Consider the following 23,110-nt stretch of genomic DNA (forward strand, 5'->3'; position numbering starts at 1 on the left):
CGTTCCTGCATGTCGGGCGGCTCGCCCCCGAAAAGAACGTGGAGCTCGTGCTGTCCGCGTTTTCCCGTGCGCGATTGCAGCTGCCCGACATGGCCCTTCGCCTGATTGTCGCGGGCGCCGGGCCAAGTGAGCAGGTGCTCCGGTCGTACGCCACGCACGGCGTGACCTTTCTCGGAGCGGTCGATCGCACGAGTGAGCTCCCCTCGCTTTACGCAAGCGTCGACGCCTTCGTCACGGCCTCGACGACCGAGACGTTGGGGCTGGTGACCCTTGAAGCCATGGCGTCGGGGCTCCCGGTGGTCGCGTGCCGCGAAGGTGGCCTGCGCGACTACCTGGAGCACGCCCATAATGGGCTGGCGTTCGTCGCCAACGATGTCGACGACTGCGCCAGCGCGATGGTGCGCCTCGTCAGCGACGCCTCGCTCCAGGAGCGGTTGCGTTCCGGCGCCCGTCAGACCGCGGAAATCTGGTCGTCGAGCCGCGAACTCGACCGGATCGACGAGCTGTTTCGCGGCGAGATTACAGCGCGTGCGCGAGCGCCGATGTCGCCTCACGCACTGATCCCGCACGTTGCACGCTGAGGTAGTCCGCGAACAGCGTGTCCCACACGGCCGTCCAGCTCCGTGACTGGGCGAACTGCAGGGCGAGTGCGCGCATCGTCACGAGCGCGGTGCGGTCATCGATCAGCGTGATCAGTTGCTGCGCGAGGGCGTCGGCATCGCCGGCCTTGCACACCCAGCCGCGACCGGGGAGCAGCACTTCGCGGGTAGGTGCGACGTCGGCCCCGATGACCGGCGTTCCCGACGCCATCGCCTCGAGCATCACGTTGCCGAACGTATCGGTGGTGCTCGGGAAGAGCAGGACGTCGGCGCTGGCGTAGACCTCGCTCAGGGCCTGTCCCTCGAGTCGACCGGTGAACACGCTCCCCTCGGGGGCTGCCTCGCGGGCCGTCTGCTCGAAAGGGCCGTCGCCGACGACCACCAGGCGGGCCGCCTCCGGTCGGCTGGCCGACACGGCACGCATCGCGTCGAGCGCGACGCTCACGTTCTTTTCGGGAGCGATGCGCCCGACGTAGGCGGCCACCAGCGTATCATCCGTCGCACCGATGGACTCGCGAAACGCCGTGGAGCGGAACCGCGGAGCGAATCGTGTGCTGTCCACGCCGCGTGACCACTCACGGCAATGCGTGAAGCCGTGCGCGGTGACCTCGTCGACAATGGCCATGGTCGGGCAATACGTGCGACGGCCCACGTTGTGGAACCACCGCAGGTACGACCAACCCGGCACCGCGAGCGCGCCGAGACCGTAGTGGGCCGCGTATGCCGTGAAGCTGGTGTGGTACGACGAGACAAAGGGCACGCCAAGCGTGAGGGCAGCGCGACGGCCGGCGAGCCCCACGCCGAACTCCGTGGCCGCGTGGACGAGCGACGGTCGGAAGTCCCGCAGCGCCGCCCGCACCTCGCGCTGCTTCGGCCACGCCAGCTGCAGCTGCGGGTAGGCCCAGAACGAGCGGCTCGGAAACCGCTGGACGCCGTGGCGCTCCGTGGCGTCGGGGTCGTCGGTCGTGAAGACCCGTACCTCGCCACCGCGTTCGCGCAGCGCCGTGACAAGGCGGTCGAGTGTACGCGCCACCCCATTCACCTGCGGCGCAAAGGTATCGCTGAACAGCGCAAGTCGAATGTGTGAGCAGTCAGACATGACGGGCACCTCGCCAGCAGAGGACAGAGACGTAAAGACGCTCACAGCGCGACGCCCGTGATCTCGGCGTACACACCAAACAGCCGATCGAACACCACGCGCCAATCGTGCTCACGTTCGGCGAACGCACGCGCGCGCTCCGACCGTAACGGGAGGTCCGCTGACAAGATGGTCTGCGCGGCGCGCGACACGTCATCGGCGTCGCCCAATGCGTACGTCACGCCGCCACCGCTGCGTTCCACATGTTCCGCAACGGCCCCGCTGCGCACACTGAGTACCGGAGTGCCACACGCCATGGCTTCGACGGCCGCCAACCCGAAGGTTTCGGCCGGCCCGGGCGCAATGTACACGTCACAGGCGGCGAGCAGTTCGGCCAGCGCGCGACGGTCGTGGACGAAGGGCCGGAACAGCACGCGTTCCCCGTACGGATGGGCACGGAGCCGCGCCTCGTCGGGGCCGGCCCCCACGAGGAGTAGTCGAGCGCCCGTGGCGCGTTCGACCCGCTCCCAGGCATTCAATACGACATCGATTTCTTTCTCGCGAGCGAATCTGCCGGCGAATACCGCCAGCGGCTCCGGGGGCAGCTGCAACTGGGCGCGCACCTGTTCACGCGCGGCGCGCCGATCGGCATTGAACACGCCAAGGTCTACGCCCAGCGGAATGTGGATCACCCGTGGAAACCCCTGACGTTGAAGCTCATCGGCACCGCCGGCGGTCGCCACGATGGTCGCGGCGCTGCGGTGGGCGATCTGCCGCAAGTACCTCCACGTCACATCGCTCGCCCACTGCTTCGTGCGCGGATGGCCGAACGCGCGGGACGCGATGCGCGGGACGTCGGTATGGTGATAGTACACGAGGGGCGTACGGCTGCCGCGCGTGGCGTGCCGCACGATCCAGGGCACCAGAAACGGTGACCCGACCTCGATGATCTGCGGGCGCTCGTGTTGCACGATACGGGAGACCGAGCGCGTCGCGAGCATGAAGCGGTAGGGGCGGTGCCGCGGAATGGCCGGGCCGCGCAAACGTACGATGCGCACGCCGTGATCGTCTTCCACCTCATCGGTGGCGCCGGGGACGACGATCGTTTGACGCAGCTGCGGCCGCGCGGCGACGTAGCGCGCCTTGGCCAGCAGATAGGTGCGAATGCCGCCGCTGGTTTCACCGAACCACTCGGTGGCGTCCAGCACGCCCAGTCGGGCGTCCTCGCGAAGCCGCGCCGGCAGGGGAGAGGAGCCGGCGCGGAATTCCGCGGGGGCGGCGGTGAGCGGCGCCGCCAGCACACTTTGAGCATCCACGACGTCAGCCCAGCAGCGGATACGCCGTGAGCAAGGCGATTGCCTGCCCAACGACCACGTCTCCCGGGTAGTGCACACCGAGCATCACGCGCGAGAAGCCAACGAGCAGCGCAAGGATCAGCAGGGGGATGGCCAGCGCGGGAAAGGCCGTCGAGAAGCCGATGGCCACGGCCATCGCCGCACAGGAATGCCCGCTCGGAAACGAGAATCGGTCGGGAATCTCGATGAGCGATTCGAGCCCTTCCGTGAGCTGTGGCCGCGGACGGCCCACCGTGCGCTTCACGATCTGCACGGCGAGATGCGACCACCCCAGCAGCAGCAGCGTGTTCCACACCTGCGCTACGTGAACCGTTGGCAACACGAGCGCGAGGATCGTCAGGCCGATGCTTGCGCGCGCACCGCCAAGGTGCGTCACGAACGACCAGAACGCTCTTGTGCCTCCGCGACAGGCGGGGGAGAGACACAAGCGGGAGAATATCGCGCGATCACGCGCATCGAGGCGCTGCAGCCAGGGCGTCATGACCGGGAACACTCTGGGAGCTCCGCCACGGCCCCATGTCGGCACCGCAACGCTCAGGTAAAGCCTCGATCCCGATTGTGTGACGACCGACGCAACATCCTCTCGCGCCGACTGGCGGAAGTCGTGACCAGCGCGTCGAATTAATCACGCCGCGCGCGGTCGTTCGGCGGCAAACCTCCCCTCCACCTCCAGCTGCCTCCGCCATGTCGTACCATGGTTCCCGGTGGGCCGTCCCCGCCACCTGTTCCACCTCGCTGGGCCTTGCCCTTGCCGCGGTTCCGCTCGCGGTCGTCCCGCTGGCAGCACAGTCGTCGAAGGCCGCCGCCCCTCCAGCCGCGCCCGCGCCCGCGTTAGCGGCGCAACTCGATCGCCTCGAGTGGCGCAGTGTCGGGCCGGCCAACAACGCGGGACGCATCTCCGTGATCGTCGGCGTACCCGGAGATCCGCTCACGTACTATGTGGCCGGCGCGAACGGCGGCATCATCAAGACCACCAACGGTGGGACCACCTTCCGCCCCATCTTCGACCAGCAGAGCGCCGGCTCCATCGGCGCCATCGCCGTGGCGCCGAGTGACCCCAACGTGATCTACGTGGGCACCGGTGAAGGCAATCCCCGCAACAACGCCTCCATCGGTGACGGGATGTACAAGTCGGTGGATGGCGGCGAACACTGGACGAAGATCGGCCTCGAGAAGTCCGACAAGATTGCGCGCCTCGTCGTCGACGGAAAGAACGCCGACATCGTGTATGCCTGCGTGCTCGGCCGCGAATGGGGACCCAACGAGGACCGCGGCGTCTTCAAGACCACCGACGGTGGCGCCACGTGGCGCAAGATGCTGTACATCGATTCGCAGACGGCGTGCTCCGATATCTCCGCCGATCCGAACAACAGCAACGTGCTCTACGCCGGCATGTATACCTATCGCCGCTGGGCGTGGTATCTCGCGTCCGGGTCGGGGAACACCTCGGTGTGGAAGTCGGTGAACGGTGGGCAGACCTGGGAGCGTCTCTCCGGGCCCGACAAACTGAACGGCCTCCCGCGCAAGGCAATGGACCGTATCGGCGTGGCGGTCGCGCCGAGCGATCCGAACATCGTGTACGTCCTCAGCGAAACGAAGGACGAGGGCGAATTGTGGCGCTCCGACGACGCTGGACAGACATGGCGTACGGTGAACCGTGATCCGAACATCAACTTCCGGCCGTTCTACTACGCGGACATCCGCGTGGACCCGAAGAACCCGAACCGGGTGTTCACGCTGTCGGGCGGCCTGTATTTCTCCGACGACGGCGGGCGCAACTTCACTACCATCGCGCGTGACGTGCACGGCGACCATCAGGCGATGTGGATCGATCCCGTCGACCCGCGCTACATCCTGAGTGGTAGTGACGGCGGATGGCAGGTGAGCCGCGACGGGGGTAAGAACTGGGATGTGGTGAACACGTTCGCGTTCACGCAGTTCTATCACATCAACTACGACATGCAGCAGCCGTACAAGGTGTGCGGCGGTCTGCAGGACAACGGCAACTGGTGCGGCCCGAGCAACTCGCTCTCGGGGCAGGGGATTCGCCCGTCCGACTGGTACACCATCTCCGGTGGCGACGGCTTCTTCGCGGTGCCGGTGCTCGACAAGCCGTGGCTGCTCTACAGCGACTCGCAGGGCGGCATGCTCAACATCACCGACACGCGCAGCGGCGTGCAGAAGATGATCTACCCGTATCCCAACCGGGTGGGCTCGGTGGGTGATGCGATGATCGGCCACAAGTACCGTTTCAACTGGAACTCACCCATCGCCCTTTCCCCCCAGAATCCCGGGGTCGTGTACTTCGGCGGCAACGTGGTGTTCCGGTCCCGCAACTACGGGCAGAGTTGGGAGGTCATCTCTCCCGACCTCACCACCAACGATCCGAAGAAGCAGCAGTCGAGCGGCGGCGAAATCGTCACGGACAACACCGCGGCCGAGTTCCATTCCTCCTTGCTCAGCATCGCGCCGTCGCCACTCGACTCGAACGTCATCTGGACGGCGTCCGACGATGGGCTGGTGCACGTGACGCGCGACGGCGGAAAGAGCTGGACCAAGACCTTCACCAACGTCCCGGGGCTGGCGCCCAACGCGTGGCTCGCGACCATCGAGGCGTCGCATTTCGACAAGGGAACGGCGTACGTCACCGCTGATCATCATCAGGACGACGACTACCGTCCGTACGTCTACATGACCACCGACTACGGCGTCACGTGGAAGAGCATCCGCGGCGATCTCCCCGAAAAGGCGTGGTGGACGCACGTGGTCCGAGAAGATCCGAAGAACCGCAATCTCCTGTACCTCGGGACGGAGGCGGGTGTCTGGGCGAGTTGGGACCGCGGCGAGCACTGGCACTCGCTGCGCGGCTCACTGCCCGTCACGCCCGTGCGCGACATGCTGATCCATCCGCGCGAGAACGATTTGCTGTTGGCCACGCACGGCCGCGGTCTCTACATCCTCGACGACCTCACGCCGCTGCAGCAGATCGCACAGGTGACGCAAACGGCGGGGAGCAATGCGGCCCTGTTCGACGTGCGTCCCGCGATCAACTGGACCTCCTGGAATCGCGACGGCAACCTCGGGCAGCGGAAGTACGCCGGCGAGAATCCGCCGCCCGGTGCGCTCATCTCGTACTGGCTGCGTCAGCAGCCGGCCGGTGAGGTGAACATCGAGGTGGCCGATGCGAGCGGGCGCATCGTGCGTCGCTTCCGGCGCGTCCCTGATGAGGCCGGTGTGAACCGCATCAACTGGGATCTCCGTGAGGATGCCGCGCCCGGTGCTGGTGGTGGCGCCCGTGGCAACCGGGGCGCCGCCGAACCTGCGGCGCCGACAGATACTTCGCTGAACGGGCTACGCGAGCGTCGTCGCGCTGCAGCGCAGCGGCGTTCGGCGGGCGGCGAAGGGGGTGAGGAGAACTTCTTCGGCCCGGCTTCGGCGTCGGTAGTCCCCGGCACCTATCAGGTCACGCTCGTGGTGAATGGCCAGCGGTATACCAAGGCCGTGCAGGTGAGCCGTGATCCGCGCATCGAGATGACCGGCACGCAGATCGCCGAGCAGTTCGAGGCGGGCAAGGCCATCGAGGCCACGCAGGTCCGCATCGCGCGGGTCATCGCGGGAGTGGATGATCTCTCGCGGCAGCTCACGGCGGTACAGACGGCGCTGCGCGCCGCGCCTGGCGTCGCGAACGGCGCCGCGGCGCTCACCGAGATCGGCACCACGCTGCGCGACCTGCGCCACTTCCGCGATTCGGTCCTGGCGCGTCCGCTGCCTGGGCTCGGCTATCGGCAGTACCCGCGCCTGCGCGAAGAGGCGCAAACCATCAGTGGCTCCATCTCGCGGCCGCAGTGGCCGGTGACAGCCGGCGAAAAGCTGCGCAGCGGGGAACTCACGGTGGAAACCGACGATGCGCAGGGGCGACTGGACGCCATCGTCCGCGATCGGATCGGCAAGATCAATGATCTGCTGAAGGGATCGCAGCACATCATCACCCCGGGATCGGGGAGGATCGTGCCGTAGACTGAGTGGATGAGGTCGCGTGAGGGCAGGGGGAGTGTTCAGCCTTCAGCTCTCGGTCTTGAGCTGAACTGATGGCTGAAGGCCGAAAGCTGAAAGCTCCCCCCAACCTCGCGCGATGTCAGGCTCTCAGCCCCACGCGAGATCGATCCCCTCAGCAGCTTACGCAGCGATGATTGTTCTTCGCGCCCATCCCTTCGAGCAGCTTGATCGTCTCGAGGTACGGGGATGTGCGCTGCACCGGACCGTTGGCCATGTCCACCGTGGTCTGTCCCGACCGCGCCACGAGTTTGGGGTCCGCGCCCTTTGACACGAGATAGAGAATCATCTCGTTGTCGCCGCGCGCGGCGGCGTGATGCAGCGGCGTGTAGCCGGCGTAATCGCGGGCGTTCACGTCGGCCTTGAGCTCCTCCACGAGGAACTTCACCGTGGGCAGCCACCCGTCGGTCACATGCCGGTGGTCGTTGGCGGCGAAGCCGGTGCCGTAGCCCACGCCGCTGGCCCCGTGAATGGGGAGAATGCCGAGTCCACCCGCTGGCACCGGGGGAAGTCCAGACGGGTCGGCAGGTGCCGCCGCCGTACCCGCACGCCGCACACGCGGCGGCGGCTTGATGGTGCCTACGTTCGGGTCGGCGCCAGCGGCCAGCAGCATCTTCATCGCCGGAAGATCTGTCGCATACGCAGCGCGCAGGAACGGCGTCGCCCCATTGAAGTCGACGCCGAGGTTGTCACGGTTGTACGTGGTGTACCAGAGCGATCGCGTGAGGCGCGCGTTTGGATCTGCCTTGGCGTCGAGCAGCGCCTTCATGACCTCGAGATACGTGGCCTTCTGCTGCAGCTGAAACGCCGGCTGCGGGGTGCGCGTGCTTGGTGCCCATTCCTTGTTCAGTACGGCGAACAGTGGCCCGGCGCCGGCGTCACTGTAGAGGTTCGGATTGGCGCCGCGCTTCACGAGTGCCAACGTGAGATCGTAATGCCCGTTGATGGCGGCCATGAGGAGCGGGCTGGTATGGTCGCCGCCGCTCACCTGGTCGATGTTGGCGCCGCCGTCGAGCAGCGCCATCGTGGTTTCGATTTCGCCTTCCCGAACCGCGAGCAGGAGCGCCGTCAACCCGCCCTGCACCCCGAGCAGTTCGTTGTAGGCTGGGTTGTCGTCGTCGAGTCCGCGGCCGCCCTGCGCCGCGAGACGCGCTTCCTCGGCCGCGGTGGCGTCACGGACGCCGGCAATGGACTGCGCCGTCGCGGCGGCGCGCTCCACCTCGCGCGACGCCGCCACGGCTGCCTGCACCTGCTCCGGTGTGGGCTGCCAGTTGGGGTTGTTGGCCTGCCCCTGCTTCTCGCGTAACTGCTGCAGCACGACGTCGCGTCGCATCTTCGCCTGCCGGTCCTGCGCCGCGCTCGCCATGATGTCCATCGTACGCGCCACGAGCGACGGATTCGCCCCGGCCTTCATGAGCGACCGGACCGCCTCGGTGCGGCCGCGTGCCGCCGCCAGCATGAGGGGCGACTGGTTCCATCCGGGCTCGAGGGCGTTCACATCAGCGCCGGCCTTGATGAGCGCCGACACGGTACCGGGGACGCCGGACGCTGCGGCCAGATGCAGCGCCGTCACCCCTTCGCTCGTGACGGCGCGTACGTCGGCCTTGGCCGCGAGGAGCTGCCTCACGATGGCGGTGCTCCCGGCGCTGCTGGCGACGTGCAGCGGCTGGTACGCGCCGATGCGGGTGGCTGCCCGTACCGAGGCGCGGGCACGCAGCAGCATCCCCGTCATCACCGAATCGCCTCGCTGCGCGGCCCAGTGCAAGGCGGTCATGCCATCACCCTGCGCCGCGTTCACGTCCACGCCCTTGGCGAGCAGGGTGCGCAGCGCCGAGACGTCTCCCTGCATGGCCGCATCGGCCACCGGTGCCGTGGCAGCGGCGACCCGCGTGTGGGCCGACCGCACCACGCCGTCGTTCGTGAAGGGACCGGCCACGCGAGGGGCGGGTGGCAGCACCAGCATCGGCAGCAAGAGCGCCGTCGTGACTCCGTATCTCATCTTTCTGCGCCTCCTGCCCGTTAGAAGCTGAACTCGCCGGTGCTGTCACCGAACGTGGTGAGATCATCCATGCCGATCTTGTGCATGAGGCTCAGCATCACGTTGGCCATGGGCGTGCCGTCGGGCGCCTTGAGGTGCTGGTTCCCCGATGCCAGGCCATGACCGCCGCCGAGAAGAATGAGCGGGCAGCGGCGATGGTTGTGCGTGTTGCTGTCCGACATCGGCGAGCCGTAGACGATGGTCGTGCGATCGAGCAATGGCACATCGCCGTCCATCGTGTTCTTGAGCTTGTCGAGCAGGTACGGCAGCAGGCTCACGTGATACTTGTTGATCTCCGCGAACTCCTTCACGCGCGCCGGGTTGTTGCCGTGATGCGACGCGGGGTGGAAGCCGGTCATCACGCCGCTGTCGGGGAATACGCGCGCCGACGCATCGCGCCCCATCTTGAACGAGAAGACGCGCGTCATGTCGCTCTGCAGCGCCAGGACCTGCAGATCGAACATGATCTTCACGTGGTCGCCGAAGTTGTCGGGCACGCCCGCAGGCGCGCCCGCGAGTTCCCGCTCCTCTCCCGACTTGTTGCGCGCTTCCACCTGCTGAATGCGCCGCTCGATCTCGCGGATGTGCTCGAGATACTGGCCCATGCGCTGCCGGTCGGCGGCGCCGAGCTCGCGGTTCAGCTGCGCCACGCGCCCCGTGATCCAGTCGAGCACACTGCCCGTGCTGCGGTTGCGCATCGCCCGCTCTTCCGGCGTGCCACCGGCGCCGAACAGCTGCTCGAACGCCACGCGCGGATCCCGGATCATCGGCAGCGGATCGGTGGGCGAACTCCAGCTGATCGAGTCGGTGTACATGCACGAGTAGCCGTACGCACACCCGCCCGCCCGGTCGAGCGGCTCGATGCACAGCTGCATGCTCGGAATGGGCGTGGCCTGCCCGAAGCGCTGGGCGTACAGCTGGTCGAGCGACGTGCCCGCGAAGATGTCCGAGCCTTCCGTCTGCGTGGGGTGCGACTGCGTGAGGAATACCGCGCTCGACCGGAAGTGATCGCCGCCGATTTCCTCGGGCTTGTAGGCCTCCGCCATGCGCACGTCGGTATTGCTCACGATCGTGAGATACTTGCGCCACGACTCGAGCGGTGACAGCGAGGTCTTGCTCAGGTCGAAGGTGCGCCCCGTCGTAGGTGGCGCCCACAAATGCTCCGTGAGTCCGAACGGGGCGCAGCCGGCGGCGCCGTGCACCATTTCGAAGGCGAGCAGACGCGTCGGATTCGCGGCGTGCCCCACGCGACCGAGTGCGTTCACCGGCGTCATTGCCTCGAGGTAGGGCAGTGCGACCATGGTGCCCATGCCCTTGAGGAACGTGCGGCGCGGCATGGGTTGGCGGAACAGATGGGCCATGACTGACTCAGCGAAGCGGCGAGGGGGCGCCCGATGCGCCGCTCTCGACAGTGGTGGACGACTCGAGCTTCTGCATGCGGAACGCGGGGCTCTTCACGACGCCCATGATGTACGCCGATAAGCGGTGCTGCTGTGCGCCGGCGTCGCGCACGATGCGGCGCACCGTCGGCATGTCCGTGGCTTCCATCCGGCGGCCCACGGCATAGGCCATGAGATTGCGCGTGAAGGTGCGAAGCAGGGCGTCCTGCCGCTTGAGCAGTGCCCCCTGCAGTTCCACGGCATTGTTCACGATGCTGCCATCCCACAGTTCTCCGCGGGAATCCACGGGCATGCCGTTGTCGCGCAGCCGGACCTTGCCAGTGGCATCGTACTGCTCGAGCGCCAGCCCAATGGGATCCATCATCTTGTGGCAGCTGCTGCACGACGGGTTCTTGCGGTGCTGCTCCATGCGTTCACGTACGGTGAGCGGACGGGAGCCCACCGTACCCGGCGTGGCTTCGAGGTCGGGCACGCCCGGCGGCGGCGGCGGCGGCGGGCTGTTGAGCAGCACCTCCATCACCCACTTGCCGCGGTCCACGGCCGAGGTACGCGTCGCGTGCGAGGTGAGCGTAAGCACGCTCGCCTGCGCCATCAGCCCCCGGCGGAGCGGGTCCGTGAGGGATACGCGCCGGAACGCCGGGCCCACCACGTTCTTCATACCGTAGTGCTGGGCGAGCCGCTCGTTCACGAAGGTGTAGTCGGAGCGGTAGAGATCGAGCACCGGCCGGTCGCGTCGCACGAGGTCGTCGAAGAACAGCTCCGTCTCGCGACGCATCGCCGTGCGCAGCTGCTCGTCGAAGTCGGGATACTGCCGAATGTCCGGCGTGACCACGTCGAGGTCGGGCAGGCGCAACCACTGCGCCGCGAATCGTGTGGACAAGGCGGCAGCCCGTGGATCGGCGAGCATGCGCTTCACTTCCCGCTCGAGGCCTCCCGGCTGTGACAGGCCACCACGCTGTGCGGTCTGCAACAGCGCTTCGTCGGGGGGCGCTGACCAGAGGAAGAAGGAGAGACGCGACGCGAGGTCGAGATCGCGCAGCGCATACCTGCCGTTCCGCGGCGCGGAGCTGGGTGCGCGTTCGAAGCGGAACACGAAGTCGGGGCTGGCCAGCATCCCCTCGAGCGCCAGGCGCACGCCGTTCTCGAAGCTGCCGCCGCCCTTGCGCTCGGTGTCATACAGCGACATGAGCCCCGCTCGGTCTTCCTCGGTGAGCGGACGGCGATAGGCGAGCGTGCCGAGCCGGGTCACGATCGACTGGGCACACGGGCGTTCGGCGGCGGCCGTGGTCGGCTGGCAGGTGAACACGCGCCGGCGGATGTGCGTCTCGCTCACGCCGTTGGCCGCGTACGGCCCGGTGATCGTGAGCTCGCGCAGGTGGGGGAGCAGCGTGAAGCCGTACGCGACCGCGTTCGAGGTGCTGTTCAGCGAGTACTTGAGCGGCGAGATGAGATCCTGCACCACGCCCTGGAAGCGCGGCGGAATGAACGCGGCCGACACCTTGTGCGGCCCCGCAGTCACGCGCACCGGGGGCAATCCCTGTGCAACGCCATTGGGATCCGATGCGTGCATGAAGCGGTCGATGTCGATCAGCGCCACCCGTTCGCCGTCGATCGAGATCTCCAGCGCTTCCCCGCGCGCGAGGCCGCCGGCGAATGCGCCCGTGGTCTCGTGGAAGAAGTTCACGTTGAACCGGTACTCACCGTCGGCGGGGAACATGTGCGTGACAACCATGCCGCCGCGCGTGCCGAACGGTGCGCCCTCCACATGTGCCGTCTGCGACGCGAGCTTTGGCATCGTGTACGTGGTGGCACCGGCACTGGCTTTTGCGTTACCCACCGCCAGCCAGCTGATGTCACCGGCCGCGCGCAGATACGCGCCGAGCAGCGTCGGCGACAGCGCCTGTACGTCGGCGATGTTGTCGAAATTGTCGCTCTTGGTGTCGGGCGGTAGGTACTGCGCGGCGTCGACGTCGATGCCCAGCAACTGCTTTACCGCTGCCTGATACTCGGCCCGATTGAGACGCTGGAAGGTGCGGCGCCCCGGGTCCGGATCGAGCACGGCGGCCGAGTCGAGTCGCGTCTCCAATTCCAGCGCGAGGGCGTCGAGTGTGTCGCCGGCCGGTCGCGGTGAACCCACCGGGGGCATCATCCCCACCCGAAGCTTCGCCACCATGCGTTCGGCCACATCGACCTGACCGAAGGGCGAGGCCACATCGAAACGCGCGAGCGTGAGGTTGCCCCGCTTCATCGTGTCGTTGTGGCACTTGCCGCAGTACTGCTTGACGACGCCGTTGAGGGCGGCCGGTGCCAGGCGCTTCGCCATATGCGCGCGCGCCGGCAACACCGCGTGCTTCGCGGCGGGGAACCGATCGGCCGGCGATGGTACGAGTGGAGTAGAGGCCACTCCGCGAGTGGCCGACAACGGTGGATCGATGCGAGGCGTGGGACGCGCGCTGCCGGGAGGAGGGGACAGCAGGGCAGCGGACAGCGTCACAGCCAGCGCGGACATCGTCTTCATGCCGTACCTCGGGTACGTGAAACCACGAAGGCCTTCGTCGAAACGCGCAACTGGAGAAAAGTGCGGGTTGCCGAGGGAAGGCGCAAGAAAAGGAGGGCAGAATCCGCCTGCATTGACGGGGGCGCTTTGGGCCGGGATGTTAGGGGATGCCCGCGTATCTCCCCGCCATCCCGGCCGCGCAGCCGCCCGCCAAGGCCGCCGCCGCCACCGTCGCGCCAGCGGCGGACAGCATCAGCACCGCGATCGAGGCGTTCGCCAAGCTCCAGCGCGCCATAAATCAGCTGCGTGACACGGAGCAGGCCGAGCTCGCCCTGCCGCGCAACAAGAAGGTCGAAGAGCAGGCGACCATCCGGGAAAAATTCCGCAAGCTCCGCGCGGATTCGCTCAAGGCGCACGGTTACACCCAGGCGCAGGTCACGGCGATGACGCTGCGCCTCAGCAGTGATGACACCCTGCGTGCACGCTTTGAAGCGACGATGGAGCGACTCAGCAAGTAGCTCCATCGTCTGACCCCTTACCGCGGATCCAGAATCGCGGTGGCCCGCTCAGCGAGATCCGCCCAGTGCGCTTGCTGCGCCGCATCGGACGAGCTGGTCGCGTGGGCCCGCGCCTCGCGCTGTACGGCGCGCACCTGCGCGCGGGCCAGCGCTGGCAGATCGCTCTGCAACACGTTCGGGGCCGTCACGAACGGTGTGAAACGCGCATTCTGGCCGCCGCCGAACCCGCCCGCACCGGCGCCGCCGGCGGGGGCTGTCGGTGGGGTGATGAGCGCTTCGAGTCGCTGCAGGTACACCCGCTGCAGGGTGCGCCGGTGGGCGTCCGGGGCTGACCCGTTGAACAGCGCGCGCCGGAGATCGCTCATGTACGCGGCCAGCGGATACGCATTGGCGGCGTCGTAGCGCTCCGATTCCGACATCCGCCCCAAACGGGCCGGCGACAAGAGGGACGTGATGACCCCGGCCGACCGAGCGCCCACGACGGTATTCGGGCCAATGCGGGTGACGACGCTTGCCGGCATCAGCCAGTCGGGGCTGCTGAACAGCTGGCTGGCGATGAATGACAGCGCCGCCTGCTGACGGGTCTTTGGCACCACGCGATACACCGCGCCCTGCTGCTCGGCCACTTTGAGATCCACCTCAACTCCGCCAACCACCGTGGCGACGTGGCCCACGTTGCCGAACCAGCGTCCCACCGTTTCCTCGTAGAGCTCACGCAACTCGGCGAAGTCTTCGCCAGTGGCCGTGGTCCACGCCGCGAGGTTGGGCAACACCCGCTTGTAGTTGGCGGTGGAGTACTGGGTGGCCTTGAGCGGGTCGTCGCCCAGGTCTTCGGTCTGATTGCGCGGATCGCCGGCGGCCAACTGCTGCGACGCGAACCGGTATGGAAACCGCACCGTCTGCTGAGTGAGCCAGCGATTCAGCGTGGCCCGCTCGGCCTCCGGCGTTGGAGCGGTGATGACGCGATAGCCCCAGTTGATCGCGAAGTCGTCGAAGGGCCCCACACGACGGATGAAGTCCTTGGGCTGCAGTCCATCACCAGGTTGCGCGACGTAGTTCTGTCGCGCGTAGTCCATGATGGTGGCGCTCACCCCGTACACGCGCGTAAAGCTCGGACTGCGCAGCGAGTCCACCGGGAAGGATGCCGATGCGATCATGTTGTGCTGCAACCCCAGCGCATGACCGATTTCGTGCGTGATCACCTGCCGCATCGTCTCGCCCATCAGCTCTTCCGGGATGTCGAGCGACCGGGCCGACGGATTGGCGGCTCCCGTCTCCATGATGAGCCAGTTCCGATACGAGCGCATGTGGTTGTGATACCACGTGATCTCGCTGTTGATGATCTCGCCCGAACGCGGATCGTGCGTGTGTGGGCCGGTCGCGTTGCGCACGAGGCTCGCGGCCCAGCGCACGATGCTGTAGCGCGCGTCGTCGAGGTCGAAGTCGGGATCCTCCGTCTTCGACGGCGCCTCCCGGGCAAGAATGGCGTTCTTGAAGCCTGCCTTCTCGAATACCTGCTGCCAGTTCTCCACGCCTTCCTTCACATAGCGCTTCCAGCGCGCGGGGGTGGCCGGGTCGAGATAGTAGACGATGGGCTTCACCGGCTCCACGAGTTCACCGCGCGCATACGCGGCGGGATCCTTCGGTTCGAGGCGCCATCGCGTGATGAACTCCTGGCTCTCCGCCTTCTGCACGTCGAGCCCGTAGTTCACGCGCTCCACACTGAAGTAGCCCACGCGAGCATCGGCATGGCGCGGCCGCATCGGTACCTTGGGGAGCAGCACGATCGACTGCCGCGTTTCCATCGTCACCGTGGCGCCGTCCGCGTCCACCGGGGGCGTGGCGGCGTCGAAGGTCTGCACCTGACGCACTTCGATGTTGATCGGGAAGCCGCGCATGCTGGCGATATAGCTGCGCGCGGCATCGTAGCGACGCACCCCATAGGCCCGACGCTGCGCGGCATCGAGACCGGAGGTGGCGGGGTTGTCGGCGCCGAAGAAATCGGTCACATCGATGACGTACGACGTGCTGTCCTTGCCGAACGCCGCGATGGGAAACGCCCCGATGATCGCGGGATAATTGTTCTGCGCTACGCTGCGGGCGATGGGGAGCGAGTCGTCAGCCACGGCGCCCGTATTGATGCTCTTGAGCAACACGCGGTCGTTCGCCCGTTCCCAGCGCACGAGGCGTTCGACGAGCGAACTCCCGGCGCTCAAAAAGCCACCGGCTCCTGCCGGGACACCGGAGACGCGGGTGACCATGAGGAAATCGCGGCCGGCGAGCGAATCGGGTACCTCGAAGAAGAACCGGTCGTCGACCTTGTGCACGGAAATGCCGCCCTTGTCGGTGCGGGCGCGCGCCGTGATCACCTGCGCGTAAGGGCGCGGCCCGCGGCGGGCCGTCGCGGCGCCTTCCTGAGGACCGTTCGCCGGCGCCGCTGAGGGAGGCGTACCACCCGCCGGCGGCGTCGCCTGCGCGCCAAGTGCGCCGGCGGATCCAGCGTAGGGCAGGACGAGGAGCGTACACGCAGTAATGAGCTTCATTTCGGAACTCGGTGTGTGTGTCGGGAGGCTGGCGAAGACAGGCACCATGGGGCAGGCTGCGCCGCCCCGAGTTTTTCGCGCATCAGTGCTACGTACAACCGGCCCCGCGCGCTCGAATTCATCCACGCGCGGGGCTGCGCCCAGCGGGGATGGCCCCACGGGCGCTTCGTGCATGGCGGGGGGCATACTCGCGCGCTATCGTTGCGCCATGACCCGTCTTCGTTTGCGCACGACTGCCCCCCGCCGGCGCCCGATCCGTGCTGGCCTGCTCGCGCTGACCAGCACAGCCACGTTTCTGGCCGGCTGCTTTTCGTATCGACCGCTGGCGCCGGCGGCCCTGCCGGCCCGCACCGAAATCCGCCTCGTCTTCACCCCGGACGGAGCGAAGGTGCTGCGAGAGGCGGCGGGATTCGAGCTGCGGCAGCTCGATGGCATGGTGGTGCGTACCCTCGGCGACAGCGCGGTGCTGGTGAAGCCCGACGCGCTCGTCACGGTTGACGGCGATGAATTGCCGTGGCGGCGCGGTGAGCTGGTCGTGCCCTGGCGGACGGTCGATCGCCCGCTGCAGCGCACCATGGACAAGCGGCGTACGCGCGGCTTTGTGGCCGTGATGGGGGCGGCGTTCACGGGGGTCGTGTACTTCGCGCTCAAGAGCATCAGCAGCGGCAGCGGTAGTAGTCTGCAGTCCGGCCGGGGGGTCCCGGAGTGACACCGATTTCGTCAGAGACCTCTGGGCTGCCCACCGACGCCGAGCTGAATGCCATCGGTGTGCTGCGGCGGCGGCTTATCGAAGCCCGTGTGGTGGCACCCTTGCTGGAAGCCCTGGGCGAGAGATTCGGCCGTGACGATGTGCTCGCGGTGGCCCGTGAGGTGATCGTATCGCTGGCCACCAGACAGGGGGGCGAACTCGCGGCCCACGTAGGCGGCTGTTCGTTGCAGCACTTCGAGGGCACCCTCGATCGCTGGACGGCTGACGGGGCACTGGAGATCACCGTTCGAGAGTCGAGCGATGAGACGTTCGCCTTCGACGTGACCCGCTGCCGATATGCCGAGATGTACCGGGCGTTGGGCATTCCCGAGTTGGGGGCGATCCTCTCGTGCAATCGGGACGCCGCCCTCATCGGCGGCTTCAATCCCGATGTGGCGTTCACGCGCACCCAGACCATCATGGGCGGGGCCAGCCACTGCAACTTCGTGTACACCCTTACCCGCGCCCCGCGGTCGACCCCCTAGATTTCCCGTCCGGCGCCCGCGCTCCCGGCGTGTGGCCGATGTCGACCTCTTCTCGCGGATGGTGCGATGTACCCGTTCGTTCTCAAGTTTCACAACGTGCTCGCGTGGCTCGTGCTCGCGACCGCACTGCTCGTGATCGTAAAGGCGCTGACCGCCAAGACCACGTGGGGCGACGCCGAGACCTCATGGGTGCGTCGCCTCACCATTCTGGCCCATCTGCAGCTCGTCGCCGGGCTGACGCTGTGGTTCGTGAGCCCGGCGGTCGGTGCGGCCCGCTCGGCCATGGGGGCGTCGATGAAGGACGCGGCCACCCGGCGAACGCTGGTGGAGCATCCCTTCCTGATGGTCGTAGCGGTCATCGCGGCCACCGTGACGAGTGTGATGGTGCGCAAGGCGGCCGGTTCCGATGCCAAGGCGAAGAAGGCGCTGATCGGGACGCTCGTGACGCTCGTGCTCGTCGCGGCCATGCTGCCGTGGAACCGCCTGATCGGGTCGTGGACGGCCTGAGCGGATTCGTCTGAACAACGAGGAATGGTTGTGGGGGTGGGATCCCACGCCGGGCATCGTCTCGGTGTGGGCCACGCCCGATGGTGAGGCCACGGTGTGGCGCCGTCCTGGAGGCGGTGTGTTGCTCACCGAGACGGAACGGTTTCGCCCCTGGGTGCTGGTGTCCACGCTCGACTGGCTCGCCGCGTCGGGGGCACCATTCACGCGTGACGATCCGTCCACGGGATTGCACGCCCGCGAACTCGCCGGCCCTGGCGCGCTGCGATTTCTGATATCGGCGCCGCGCTGGCACCTGTTGGAACAGGCCCTGTGCCGTGGGGCATCGCGTGTGCTCGGGCAGCGCCTCACCCGCGTACAGCAGTTACCGCGTGAGCACCGACACGTGCTGCCGCCCGACGAGCAGTACCTCGTGGCGACCGGGCGCACGTACTTTCGCGACCTCACCTTCGCGCAGTTGCGTCGGCTGCAGTTCGACCTCGAGACTACCGGGCTCGATGCGCGCGTCGACCGCATTTTTCTCATCGCCATCGGGACCCCGGACGGCGGCGTGGAGCTGCTGGAGGCCGCCGGCGAGGACGACGCTGCTGAGCGAGAGCTGCTCGAACGATTCGTGGCGCGGATCACGCTGCTCGATCCCGATGTGGTGGAGAACCACAATCTCCACGGCTTCGATCTGCCGTTTCTCCGGCAGCGGGCGCGTCGGCTCGGGGTGCGGCTCGCTCTGGGTCGTGTACCCGGGCTTGGTCTCGACGAACGCGTGGCGATGCGCGGTGTGCTCAGCGACGATGGTGACGGTCCGCCGCACCACGAGCGACGTGTGCGCTATGTGATTCCCGGTCGGGAATGCATCGATACGCTCGACGCCGTGCGCCGGTACGATTTCGCCGTCCGCGAGCTTCCAAGTCACGGCCTCAAGGCGGTGGCCAGGCACTTCCACATCGCGGGGAGCGACACCCGTGAATTGCTGCGCGGCGATCGCATTCACGAGGTCTATCGCACCAACCCGGACCGGGTGCGGCGATACGCCCGCGCCGACGTGACCGAGGTGGCGGCGTTGGCGCGCCTGCTGGGTGGCGCCGGTTTCGCGCTGGCCCGCATGGCCCCGCGCCGCTACGAGCGACTGGCCGATGCCGGCCCGGCCACAGGCGTCATCGATCCGCTGCTCGTGCGCGCGTATCTGCGCGCCGGCCAAGCGCTCCCGGCCCATGCGGCCGGTGATGGTACGGTACACAGTGGCGCCGCACTCATGCTGTTCAACGCGGGTGCCCTGCAGCGCATCGTGAAGGTGGACGTGGCCAGTCTGTATCCGTCGCTCATGCGGGCATATCGGATCGGCCCGCAGCGGGACCACCTGCAGGCGCTGCTGTTTCTCGTCGATCGGCTCGTCGAGCAGCGACTTGAGGCCAAGGGGCGGGCCCGAGCGGCGGTGCCGGGGAGTGATGAGCAGTTCACGCAGGAGGCCATTTCGGCGGCCATGAAGCTCGTGGTGAACTCGGCGTACGGGTATCTCGCGGCCGGGGAGGGGCTCACGCGTTTCGCCGATGTGCACGCGGCCAACGAGGTGACCCGCCGCGGTCGCGAGACGCTCGCGCTGATGTGTCGCGAACTGGCGGCTCGTGGCGCCGAACTCATCGAGGCCGACACGGACGGCGTGTACTTCGCAGTGCCCACGTCATGGCGTGAGCCTCAGGAACGGGCGATGGTGCAGGAGGTGGCGGCGCTCCTGCCGTCGCTGGTGCGCCTCGAGTTCGAAGGCCGCTACGCGGCCATGCTGTCGCACGAAGCGAAGAATTACGCGCTTCTGACCCACGACGGCCGGCTGTTGTTGCGGGGGGTCGCCTTTCGCTCGAGCCGGGCCGAGCCGTTCGGCGAAGCATTTTTGAGAACGGCCATCACCTGTTTGCTCGCCAGTGACGTCGTGGGTGTCCGCCAGGCCTATTTGAACACGGTGGCTGCGCTGCAGCGTCGGCAGCTGCCGACCACCGCGGTGGCTGCGCGGGTGCGTTTGCGCAAGACACCTGCCGTCTACGCGCGCACCCGTTCCGCTCGTCGCGAGTTTGCCTACGAGGCGGTTTGGCAGCATACCGGCGGCCACTGGAATGTCGGTGAACGGGTGCGGGTCTATCGCGCCGCGGACGGTACAGGCCGGGTGCTGGACGAAGTGGAGGGTGAAGTGTGGGTCGATCAGGATCTGCGCGACTACGACGTGGCTCACTACGTCGCGCTCCTGCGCCGGACGTTCGCGACCCGGTTGGCCCGGGCGTTCCGCCCGGCGGACTTCGCGCTCCTGTTCGCGGACGCCGAGCAGTTGCCACTGTTCGTGCCGGCGTTCGAGGCGATCCGGTCGATCGCGGTGCGGGACGCCGTGGCGTGGGCGGCCTTGCTGGCCCCCGAGTGAATCGCCCTCTATAATCCCGACGTTCGTCCCTCCCGTACCGTCCCCTCCCCACCACAGAAGGAAAGCCCATGTTGCGACCGCTAATCGCTCGGTTGCTCTGCGTGGCGTCCGCCTCGGTGCTCGCCGGATCTCCGGTCGCCGCCCAGAACACCATCACCCTCGAAGGCGCTGTCCGTGGTGACGGCGCTCCGGTCGTTGGCGCACAGATCACCGTGCGGAACATCGCCACCAGTGAAGCCTCGCGGACGCTCACCCGTCCGAACGGCGAATTCCGCGTGCTCGGTCTCTATTCCGGGCAGTACACGGTGAACGTGAAGGCCATCGGCTACCGCCAGCGGACCGACACCGTGAATCTTGTGCAGGGGCAGCGCGCCCGGCTCGACTTCGAACTCGAGAAGGGGGCCGCTGAACTCGAGGCGCAGACGGTCACCGCAGAGCGCGTGAAGCAGGTGGAAGTGCAGCGCATGTCGGTGTCGGCGCCCGTCGTGAAGGAAGAGATCGAGAATCTGCCCTTCAACGCGCGCGGCATCATGAACCTCGCCGGCATCGCGCCGGGCATCAAAACGTACGCGCCGCAGTCGGGCCGCACGCTCCCGTCGGGCGGTGCGGCGCCGGACCTCCGCTTCTTCAACGTCTACATGGACGGCGTGGAGATGAAGAGCCTGTTCAACGGCAACATCGTGGGGCTCGGACAGACCGGGTCGCCGCTGCCGCAGGAAGGGCTGGAGAACTTCCGTGTGTATCTCAACCCGTACGACGCGGAATTCACTCGCGCCGGCTCGTATGTGATCAGCGCCGAAAGCAAGCGCGGTACGAACGAGTGGAAGGGGTCGGCGTTCGGCTTCCTGCAGAACAAGGCCATGATGGCCAGGAACGCGTTTCTCCCCACGGCGCAGGTCAAGCCCAACTTCGGCCGTGAGCAGCTCGGTTTCAACATCGCCGGCCCGCTCAAGAAGGACAAACTGTTCCTCGCCACGAGCTACGAACTCACCAATACCGATTTCTATCTCGACGTGAACCCCACCACGGCCGCGGCGAATACCCGCTGGCCGGGCGAGCGCGGCGCATTCCTGGCGCCGAACAAGAACCACACGCTCTTCTCGCGCCTCACGTACGTGCAAAGCCCGCGTGTCACCTATGACTTCATGGGCTCCACGCGCTTTCTCCGTGGCGAAGGCAACTTCGGCGGCCGCGTCTCACAAGACGGCGGCATCTCCCAGAAGTACGAGATCTACACCGCGCAGCTGCGCCAGAAGTTCGTGTCCACGAGCGGCAACCTCGTGAACGAAGCCTCGCTGCAGTTCGTGGGCTGGAACCACAACGAAGCGCCGCTGCTCCCCGGGCCGCAGCGGAACTATCCGGGCGTGCAGTTCGGCACGTCAGGGTTCCCGCTCATCCTGCAGGAGAATCACTTCCGCGCCGTGAACCGGGCCACGTACAACCTCGAGAAGGCGGGCTCGCACATCATCAAGGCCGGCATCGAGCTCAGCACCATCGGCGCGTTGCAGAACCAGCCGAATAACACGAACGGCACGTTCACCTACGCGGTGGACGATCCCACGGCGCTGCCCGTGTCGGCGACGATCGCCGTGGGCTTCACCGATCCGAACGGCACGTCGGACGCCATCGCGCGGGCCCGTGGTTACACCACCGGCATCTACATCAACGACGAGTGGCGTATCAAGCCCAACTTCACGCTCTCGTTGGGGCTCCGGCACGACGCCGAAATCAACACGATGAACAACAGCTACAAGACGCCGTGGGCAAGCGATCCGGTGCTCACCGGTATCGCCGAACTCCGGCCGTTCATCAACACCGGTAACCGCAAGAACCAGCTCGGCAACTTCTCGCCGCGCGTCTCCTTCTCGTGGGATCCGTTCAAGGACAACAGGACCTTCGTGCGCGGCGGTTTCGGCATCATCTACGACCGTGTCACGAGCTTCATGGGCTTCCAGGAACGCCGCAACTCGGAGTGGCGCACCTACACGTTCGCCAATCCGGGCACGAGTGACCCGGCGGTGCTGCGTCAGCGCGTGATTGCCGGCGCATCGGCGGCACTCTCGCCGATCCTGATGGACAACGAGATGAAGACGCCGCATTCGAAGCAGATGTCCCTCGGTGTCGGTCATCAGCTCACGCCGGAACTCGGCTTCAACGTGGACTACGTTCGCCAGAACATGGAGAACCTGTACGTCCAGCGGAATCCGAACTACCTCGATCGCACGGTCACGCCCGCCCGCCGCAAGCTCACTCCGGCGTTCGGCGACATCCTCATCTGGGACGACATCGGCCGCTCGAACTATTCGTCGGTGCTCGTACAGGCGACTTGGCAGCGTGCCAAGGCCCGCGTGAACCTCGCCTACACCCTCGGTTGGTATCAGGGCGATTTCGATACGGCCGCGCTGCCGAACTTCGCCTACATGTTCCTGTTCAACCGCCAGCGTACCACGGGCGACGAGCGCCATCGTGTGGCGTTGTCGAACATCCTGCCGCTGCCGTTCGGGTTCACGTTCTCGAGTGTGACCACGATCGCCAGCCCGCGACCGTTCCTCACCACCGATGGTCGCGACATCAACCTCAACAACATCCTCGGCGACGACTTCCCGGGCGGCACCGTGAACTCCACGGGTAACCGCACTACGCTGCCGGCGAATGCGTGGCCGAACTGGTATCGCACCGTGGATATCCGCGTGGCCCGCCCGATCCTCAACTGGAACGGCAAGAAGGTCAGCGTGTCCGCCGAGGCGTTCAACCTGTTCAACTGGAAGAACAACCTCACCTTCGGCAATCAGCAGTTCACCGCCGCGGGTGCGCCCCAGTCCACGTTCGGCGTGCCCCTCTCGGCGTTCGCGGCGAGAATGGGACAGGTCGGTATGCGCCTCGACTGGTAA

15 protein-coding genes are annotated in these 23,110 nt (G+C 67.0%); 8 read left to right on the forward strand and 7 right to left on the reverse strand.

Annotated features, from left to right (window positions below; genetic code table 11):
* The coding region (locus tag ACIQ6O_RS00435) for a glycosyltransferase (protein WP_396205796.1) at positions 1-581 on the forward strand (581 nt) is incomplete at its 5' end.
* Here ACIQ6O_RS00435 and ACIQ6O_RS00440 read toward each other — a convergent pair.
* Genes ACIQ6O_RS00440 through ACIQ6O_RS00450 form a run of 3 tightly spaced genes read right to left on the reverse strand, consistent with a single transcriptional unit; the run spans position 520 to position 3,513 of the window.
* Positions 520-1,698, reverse strand: coding sequence for a glycosyltransferase family 4 protein (locus ACIQ6O_RS00440; protein ID WP_396205797.1), 1,179 nt, complete (start codon positions 1,696-1,698; stop codon positions 520-522). The two genes, ACIQ6O_RS00435 and ACIQ6O_RS00440, sit on opposite strands and share 62 nt — an antisense overlap.
* Before the next feature lie 41 nt (positions 1,699-1,739).
* A complete protein-coding gene (locus tag ACIQ6O_RS00445; RefSeq protein ID WP_396205798.1) occupies positions 1,740-2,993 on the reverse strand; it encodes a glycosyltransferase in 1,254 nt (417 codons plus the stop codon).
* A gap of 4 nt (positions 2,994-2,997) precedes the next feature.
* Positions 2,998-3,513 carry a phosphatase PAP2 family protein gene (locus tag ACIQ6O_RS00450; RefSeq protein ID WP_396205799.1) on the reverse strand — a complete coding sequence of 172 codons (516 nt, stop codon included), beginning with the start codon at positions 3,511-3,513 and terminating at the stop codon, positions 2,998-3,000.
* A gap of 203 nt (positions 3,514-3,716) precedes the next feature.
* On the opposite strand from ACIQ6O_RS00450, the gene ACIQ6O_RS00455 reads away from it, so the two are divergent.
* Positions 3,717-7,049, forward strand: coding sequence for a WD40/YVTN/BNR-like repeat-containing protein (locus ACIQ6O_RS00455; protein ID WP_396205800.1), 3,333 nt, complete (start codon positions 3,717-3,719; stop codon positions 7,047-7,049).
* 151 nt (positions 7,050-7,200) lie between these two features.
* On the opposite strand, the gene ACIQ6O_RS00460 is transcribed toward ACIQ6O_RS00455, so the two are convergent.
* Genes ACIQ6O_RS00460 through ACIQ6O_RS00470 form a run of 3 tightly spaced genes read right to left on the reverse strand, consistent with a single transcriptional unit; the run spans position 7,201 to position 13,041 of the window.
* Positions 7,201-9,084 (reverse strand): ankyrin repeat domain-containing protein, encoded by a 1,884-nt coding sequence (locus tag ACIQ6O_RS00460; RefSeq protein ID WP_396205801.1) that lies wholly within the window; start codon positions 9,082-9,084, stop codon positions 7,201-7,203.
* Between the two features lie 20 nt (positions 9,085-9,104).
* Positions 9,105-10,484, reverse strand: a complete 1,380-nt coding sequence (locus ACIQ6O_RS00465; protein WP_396205802.1) for a DUF1552 domain-containing protein — start codon at positions 10,482-10,484, stop codon at positions 9,105-9,107.
* 7 nt (positions 10,485-10,491) lie between these two features.
* Complete coding sequence (locus ACIQ6O_RS00470) at positions 10,492-13,041, reverse strand: DUF1592 domain-containing protein (RefSeq protein WP_396205803.1); 2,550 nt, start codon at positions 13,039-13,041, stop codon at positions 10,492-10,494.
* Between the two features lie 146 nt (positions 13,042-13,187).
* Here ACIQ6O_RS00470 and ACIQ6O_RS00475 point away from each other — a divergent pair, with 146 nt between their 5' ends.
* A complete protein-coding gene (locus tag ACIQ6O_RS00475) occupies positions 13,188-13,538 on the forward strand; it encodes a hypothetical protein (RefSeq protein ID WP_396205804.1) in 351 nt (116 codons plus the stop codon).
* A gap of 17 nt (positions 13,539-13,555) precedes the next feature.
* On the opposite strand, the gene ACIQ6O_RS00480 is transcribed toward ACIQ6O_RS00475, so the two are convergent.
* Positions 13,556-16,081, reverse strand: a complete 2,526-nt coding sequence (locus ACIQ6O_RS00480) for a zinc-dependent metalloprotease (RefSeq protein WP_396205805.1) — start codon at positions 16,079-16,081, stop codon at positions 13,556-13,558.
* Positions 16,082-16,289: 208 nt separating this feature from the next.
* Between ACIQ6O_RS00480 and ACIQ6O_RS00485 the strand changes: the two genes are divergently transcribed.
* From ACIQ6O_RS00485 to ACIQ6O_RS00505, 5 genes are all read left to right on the forward strand, one after another.
* Positions 16,290-16,790, forward strand: coding sequence for a hypothetical protein (locus ACIQ6O_RS00485; RefSeq protein ID WP_396205806.1), 501 nt, complete (start codon positions 16,290-16,292; stop codon positions 16,788-16,790).
* On the forward strand, positions 16,787-17,314 hold the full coding sequence (locus tag ACIQ6O_RS00490) for an L-2-amino-thiazoline-4-carboxylic acid hydrolase (protein ID WP_396205807.1): 528 nt from the start codon (positions 16,787-16,789) through the stop codon (positions 17,312-17,314). Before ACIQ6O_RS00485 ends, ACIQ6O_RS00490 begins: the two co-directional genes overlap by 4 nt.
* 66 nt (positions 17,315-17,380) lie before the next feature.
* The gene (locus tag ACIQ6O_RS00495) at positions 17,381-17,821 is read left to right on the forward strand and encodes a hypothetical protein (protein WP_396205808.1); all 441 of its coding nucleotides are present in this window, start codon (positions 17,381-17,383) and stop codon (positions 17,819-17,821) included.
* A 28-nt stretch (positions 17,822-17,849) separates the two neighbouring features.
* A complete protein-coding gene (locus ACIQ6O_RS00500) occupies positions 17,850-20,219 on the forward strand; it encodes a DNA polymerase domain-containing protein (RefSeq protein WP_396205809.1) in 2,370 nt (789 codons plus the stop codon).
* 68 nt (positions 20,220-20,287) lie between these two features.
* Positions 20,288-23,110, forward strand: a complete 2,823-nt coding sequence (locus tag ACIQ6O_RS00505; protein WP_396205810.1) for a carboxypeptidase regulatory-like domain-containing protein — start codon at positions 20,288-20,290, stop codon at positions 23,108-23,110.

It is taken from the genome of Gemmatimonas sp., assembly GCF_044345575.1.
In the GTDB taxonomy this organism is placed as follows: domain Bacteria; phylum Gemmatimonadota; class Gemmatimonadetes; order Gemmatimonadales; family Gemmatimonadaceae; genus Gemmatimonas.